At 39.2% G+C, this 5622-nt stretch carries 8 protein-coding genes; 4 read left to right on the top strand and 4 right to left on the bottom strand.

Annotated features, from left to right (window positions below; genetic code table 11):
- Positions 1-226: hypothetical protein (locus GNF10_RS34565; RefSeq protein WP_221644702.1), on the top strand; the 226-nt coding region annotated here is incomplete at its 5' end.
- 40 nt (positions 227-266) lie between these two features.
- Here the strand turns inward: GNF10_RS34565 and GNF10_RS34560 are convergent.
- Both GNF10_RS34560 and GNF10_RS34555 read right to left on the bottom strand, forming a co-directional pair.
- Positions 267-521, bottom strand: a complete 255-nt coding sequence (locus GNF10_RS34560; RefSeq protein WP_185593400.1) for a hypothetical protein — start codon at positions 519-521, stop codon at positions 267-269.
- 290 nt (positions 522-811) lie between these two features.
- Entirely contained in the window at positions 812-2473 is a 1662-nt protein-coding gene (locus GNF10_RS34555; protein WP_185587735.1) for a pentapeptide repeat-containing protein, read from the bottom strand.
- 620 nt (positions 2474-3093) lie between these two features.
- On the opposite strand from GNF10_RS34555, the gene GNF10_RS34550 reads away from it, so the two are divergent.
- Together GNF10_RS34550 and GNF10_RS34545 are read left to right on the top strand one after the other, a co-directional pair.
- The gene (locus GNF10_RS34550) at positions 3094-3390 is read left to right on the top strand and encodes a hypothetical protein (protein WP_185587733.1); all 297 of its coding nucleotides are present in this window, start codon (positions 3094-3096) and stop codon (positions 3388-3390) included.
- A 41-nt stretch (positions 3391-3431) separates the two neighbouring features.
- A complete protein-coding gene (locus GNF10_RS34545) occupies positions 3432-3833 on the top strand; it encodes a hypothetical protein (RefSeq protein WP_185587731.1) in 402 nt (133 codons plus the stop codon).
- Between the two features lie 237 nt (positions 3834-4070).
- On the opposite strand, the gene GNF10_RS34540 is transcribed toward GNF10_RS34545, so the two are convergent.
- The gene (locus tag GNF10_RS34540; protein WP_185587730.1) at positions 4071-4388 is read right to left on the bottom strand and encodes a DNA-binding transcriptional regulator; all 318 of its coding nucleotides are present in this window, start codon (positions 4386-4388) and stop codon (positions 4071-4073) included.
- Entirely contained in the window at positions 4360-4755 is a 396-nt protein-coding gene (locus GNF10_RS34535; protein WP_185587728.1) for a type II toxin-antitoxin system RelE/ParE family toxin, read from the bottom strand. The genes GNF10_RS34540 and GNF10_RS34535 overlap by 29 nt, the downstream gene beginning before the upstream one ends.
- A 154-nt stretch (positions 4756-4909) precedes the next feature.
- On the opposite strand from GNF10_RS34535, the gene GNF10_RS34530 reads away from it, so the two are divergent.
- On the top strand, positions 4910-5425 hold the full coding sequence (locus GNF10_RS34530; protein ID WP_185587726.1) for a helix-turn-helix domain-containing protein: 516 nt from the start codon (positions 4910-4912) through the stop codon (positions 5423-5425).
- Positions 5426-5622: the final 197 nt, after the last annotated feature.

Below are 5622 nucleotides of genomic sequence, written 5' to 3'. Positions count from 1 at the left end.
AAGTTATCCTGATCCAGATATGACTGCTTATGATAAAGAAGATGATAAATATTATATATTTGACTATACCGAAGAAGTTTTCAAACTAAAGAAAAAAATCTCAGTAGAGGTTGAAATGTCTTTCAGCAGAGATGAACCTCACGAACCAGAAATAGTATCTGTTAATCTTGAAACTGAAGATGGAATAAAAATTAAAGTGCATAATGAATACTTATATTATAAATAGACATAAATAATGGCAGTAATATATGATATGGATCATGAATTTAAGGGTTAGTTTTTTCATCCGGTTTATACTGAGAACGGTGTTTTGCAATCAAGATTCTTATTTCGTTCCTAACTTCACGCCACAACGAAAAGTTGGCATGAATTTGCTCTTGAAAGTCATCCCCAATAAGATAAACCTTACCTTCACTATCAAATGCAATTTTCAAGTCATCTGTTTTTACAAACGGCTTGAGTTCCTTTGTTAGGTTGACAAATGTGCTAAAAACTTGTGCGACATTAGCAGAGTTAGACATGGTGATAGAAGAAAGTAACGTTAGATAAAATTGACTAAAAATTAACTTAATCCTATAAGCACTGGCTACACGTAAAGTTTTGTCAGTGCTTTGTGAATTAACACTTTTGGCTACTTAAATAAATATTTATAGTTCTTATGGAGAAATACTAGAAGAAGCTAAAAAAATGATGGCAGAAGGGTAAAAGCAAGATGACTGGTATGGGCTATACCAACCTGATGGTAAAGATCAGATTCTACATGGCAACCGGATGCACGGGGGTTGTTACGCCATTAGTAATACCAACTTAGTCAACTACTTGGTTGTAGCCAACCTTTAATAGCTGCTTTTGTAACTTTAAGATACTTATTTTCTAAGATAAACTCATCAATCGCTGTTTCACCCCCTGCCTGGAATGCGCCAACAACACGACGCTTGAAACTAGGCGTAGTTTCGTCATTAATATAAGTAACTTTCTCAGGCTCAGTAGCAGTGGGGTTGGTTTCCTCTAACTGCTTGAGGAGTTTTTGAATTTCGCTAGCAGTTTCAGCAAGGGTTTTCTTTTGCTCTGATGAGTTATATTGATTAAACGTCGAGTTACTACCAGTTTGTGCTGTGTCTACAAACTGGTTATTAGAATTTCTTTGGTCGTACTTGGATTGATAAGATTCTGACATAGATTTACTCTTCGATGTAACTTTAACATCAATAATATTTTGAATAGGTCTAGCAGCCATTTCTTTGGCAAGACTCATAATGCTTGCGCTCTGCTCTTTATAAATTATTATTTGTTCATCTTTAGCTTGTAATTCTTTACGATATATTCCTTCAAGTGCATTTAGTTTTACTTCATATAGCTCTATTATCCTGCACTCAATTTCAGCCTTATTAGTTTCTGGTAAAACTTCAAGTCGAACTACAAATGCATTCCCACTTTTCTTTTCAAATGCTTGAACTGATAACTTTTCCTGACCATATTCATCCTGTAGTTCTTGAAAAGAGAGAAGAAAAGCTTTCCAGTCAATGCCATCTGCAAAAATTAAGTCAACTGTTTCTAAGGCTATCTGGAATAGTTTGGTAAATTCCCCAGGCGCAAATTCTCTACTACTTGTACTTGGACGGCGTTCTTGTTTGTCACTTTTCAAATAGACATACTGGCAATCAATATCATTTAACTTTGTAGCACTATTAGTATGCCAATATTCCAAACATACACCTGTAAATTTTGCCCCTGTAAAATCCGTTCCTAATGCTTGAATAGAACTCAAGTTAGCCCCACTCAGGTTAACACCATTAAGGTTAGCCTCACTAAGATTTGCCCCACTAAAGTCAGCCTTGCTGAGGTCAGCCTCGCTTACCTCAGCGAATCTAAGGTCAGCCTCGCTGAGGTAAGCCTCGGAGAGGTTAACCCCACTAAGGTTAGCGTCATTAAGGTCAACCTCACACAGATTCGCCCCATTAAGGTTAGCCCCACTAAGATTTGCCATCATAAGGTCAGCATAGCTGAGGTTAGCACCACTGAGGTCAGCATTGCTGAGGTCAGCCTCGCTAAGGTTAGCCTCGTTGAGGTTAGCCTCGCTGAGGTTAGCCTCACTAAGGTTAGCTCCGCTGAGGTCAAGTCCTCTGAGATCAAGTTTGCTGAGGTCAAGTCTGTAAAGGTTAGCATCGCTGAGGTTAGCACCGACAAGCTTGCACCTTTGGAGGTTAGCACCTTGGAGGTTAGCGCCTTGGAGGTTAGCGCCTTGGAGGTACGCCTCGATGAGGTTAGCGCCTTGGAGGTTAGCATTGCTGAAGTCAGCGTCGCAGAGCATGGTCATCATGAGGTTAGCTCTGCTGAGGTTAGCTCTACTAAGATTAGCCCCCGTGAGTGCAACACCGAAGAAGTCGGGAATTATACCTCTGTTGTCATCTCTCCACTTATTCCAAGCTTGCACACCTTTTTTCAGCCAAGCATAATGCTCCTCATTAACCATTGCAGGTTTTCCTGGTGTCCTAAACTAATTAGCGTTTAACTCGTATAAAAGCAGGGATAAAACAATTACCGCTTATATAAGTGTTCCCAACTGCGATCGCTAAATTAATAGTGGCTACCCACGAAAATTTTCTAGACAACAAATCCTGTAAGCGGAAATGTCGGGAATTGGTAGTTTGACGACATTTCTACTAGGGAAGGAACAGAGCTAAAGACAGTAATGTGATTACCAATCTCTTCAGAGCAACTATAAGTCAGTCTATATAAGGCTTTAGAAGATATCGAAACTCCGTTAGTGTATATCTTGTCCCTGTTTTACACCAATTTGGTGTATTTCATGCACCATTTTCATGTTTTTAGTGTAGACTAATAATTAGTAGTAAACGTTACTACTCAAATTCAACAAATCCTTGTTAAGGAGGTGATGCTGATAGAAAAAAAGATGCTCATAAGCTCATAGAAAAACTTAGAAATTTTATTTCAAGCATGGCGATTCATTTTAGGACATGGTAGCCACTGAAAAACCAGTCGCTACATGACAATCACATAAAGTGAATGAGGTCTAGCTCAATGAATTGAATCGCTAATCACTTCAATTTTCTTAACAGGAGAAACAAAGCAATGATCTCTAAAACAGAACCCTCTGTTTACTTAGATACTGGACAAAATTCCGCTTCAACTCGAATTACTAGCGAACAAGCTTCCAACGTTTCCAATGTAAAGCGTATGTCTGTCAGCTTACCTGGCGATACTGCCTCTATGTTGGAGTTTCTTGCTGAATCTCAAGGTATTTCTCAAAACGAAGCTCTCCGTAAAGCAATTGCAACGGAAGCATATTTATTACAAGAGAGACAGCAGGGAACTAAAGTGCTACTTCAAAAACCTAACAGAGAAATCCGGGAGGTGCTTTTTAGATAGCTCAAGCGTTGGAAGATTGTAAACGCATCTAGAGTTATCAAATGGATAAACCCAACGTAAATAACAACGGCTCCCCAGAGCTAAACAGTGCTTCTGGTATTCAGACTCAGCAAACAGCTATTAGTCTTAATACTGAACTCGATCTAACTGATTATCTTACATCTGTCCCTATTAGTCAGAAAACGGCTGATGAGCTTGTTAAGCAAATAGCCAAATCTACTAACCAAAGGGAAGATACTCGTAGCAAGTTGGCAATGTTTTTGGCAAAAGTGTTTGGTTGCACTTTGGGAGCAAGTTATCTATTGATGGCATTAACAGCTTTTAACCCTAACGTTGACAAAGCTGCTATCAAAGACCTTATTTCACAAACTACCACACCTCAAGTAACTTTACTCAGCTTTGCTTTGGGTTTTTATTTTGCGAGTAATAAAGATAAAGATTAAAAATAAGCTCAGAGGTTAAGGTTATTTAAACCTCTGGGCTTTTTTTACTATTTTTATAAAATTATTGATAATAGCCACGACTTCGCAAGATAATTATGCAGCATTGCCTCTCAAATACCTTGATATATGAGGCTTTGACAAATAAAAGTAAGAAATTTAGGCTGGGATTTTCTTAGTTTGGGGTTTTTGAGAAGTTAAATTAAAGGAATAACCCGTAAGTTTAACGAGCCAAAAATTTTAATGCAGCACACTGCTTAAACCACGATTTTTTACCAAGTGCAGTAGTTTAAGAGATGCTCCACTAGGCCGCTTTTGTCCTATTTCCCATTTTTGAACTGTTGAAGGACTTATATTCAAAATACGTGCAAAAACAGCTTGACTAACTTGAGATGATTCGCGTATTTCTTTAATTTGTAATGGTTCTAGAGGCTCAATAGGAGGTAGACATAGGTGTTCAAATTCGCGCAATGTAGTTTGATTCATTAGCCCAGCTTTGTGTAGGTCTTCTGCTGTCTCATGAACTGCTTCAAGAATCGCTGATTTTTTCTGACGCATCACAAATCACCTCTATTAACGCATTACTATTTTTTGCTTGCTCAAGTTCTTCTGGTGTATAAGCAAGTAATTGCTTGGATAACATTTTCAGAGCTTCTTCTTCATCTTTGTCAATGTTGCTGCGTTCGTTTTTTGAAAAGCCAAAAATAAAAAACCAACGATCTTCATTATTAGTAGCTACTAGTGTCCGAAATCCACCACTCTTACCCTTCCCTGGTTTTGCTATGCGTTTTTTAAACAGTCCACCTCCCAGGTCAGCGTCATAAAGCCCTGCTGCCATTTCGTTTACAGCGTTACAGAGACTAAGATTATTTAAGCCTTCCTTTCGCGCCCAACGGTCAAAAGTACGGTTTTTGTAAATTTTCATTTTATAGTCTCTTGCGTTAAAGTATAGCACCTAGTCCTATATTTTAGGTGAGATATAGCGTAGGCACAGCTGAGGAATAATGGTTTTCTCAATCTCGCCAAAACTCGCCAATCACTGATAGGATTTTGGCGAGTTACGATATTTGGCGAGATTTATGAATAAGCAGGAAGCAGCAGATTTTCTAGGTGTCAGCGTTCGAGCGCTTGAGCGCTACGTACAACAAGGGCGAATCAGCGTTAAGTATGAGAAAGGGAAAACTCGCCCGACTGCCAACTTTGACCCTGTAGAGTTAGAAGCATTCAAGTCAGAATTGAACCAACCGACGGTAAAACCTGCCTTTGAAACTCGCCAAATAACGACAGAGCAACAGCCACAGACAGATAAATTAGTGCGTTCTTCTGGCGAGATTGCGGAGTTTGGCGAGATTGGGGTAATTGATAAATTGTCCTCAATCATTGAAGGGCTGCTGGGCAGAGGTGACAATCAGCCAGTAGTGCCGATCGCTGATAAGCTACTACTGACTATTGCAGAGGCACAAGCGCTAACTGGGTTGTCTAGAGAATTCCTGCGAGACGCAATTACGGCAGGTGAGTTAAAAGCCAAAGTAATTGGCAAGGGTTGGCGAGTTAAACGCAGTGACCTACAAGAGTACGTTGACAAGCTGTTTTGATTCTCGCCAAATTACGACAGGGTAAATCTCGCCAATAGCGTAGAGTATATTCCGGTATTTGAAACAGTGGCGATATTTGACGCGATTGCATAGGAGTGCAGTCTTGAAAGCGATCGCGTTATACCAATTTAATATGAAGCTGCATAGAAAAGAGCTTCTAAAATAAAGTTATAAGAAGAGACAGATATTACCTGCTC

The sequence above is a fragment of the Nostoc sp. UCD121 genome (assembly GCF_014222285.1).
Classification (GTDB): Bacteria; Cyanobacteriota; Cyanobacteriia; order Cyanobacteriales; family Nostocaceae; genus Nostoc.
Note: the sequence above shows the minus strand (reverse complement) of the source record. Positions and strands in the feature narration are given on the sequence as shown.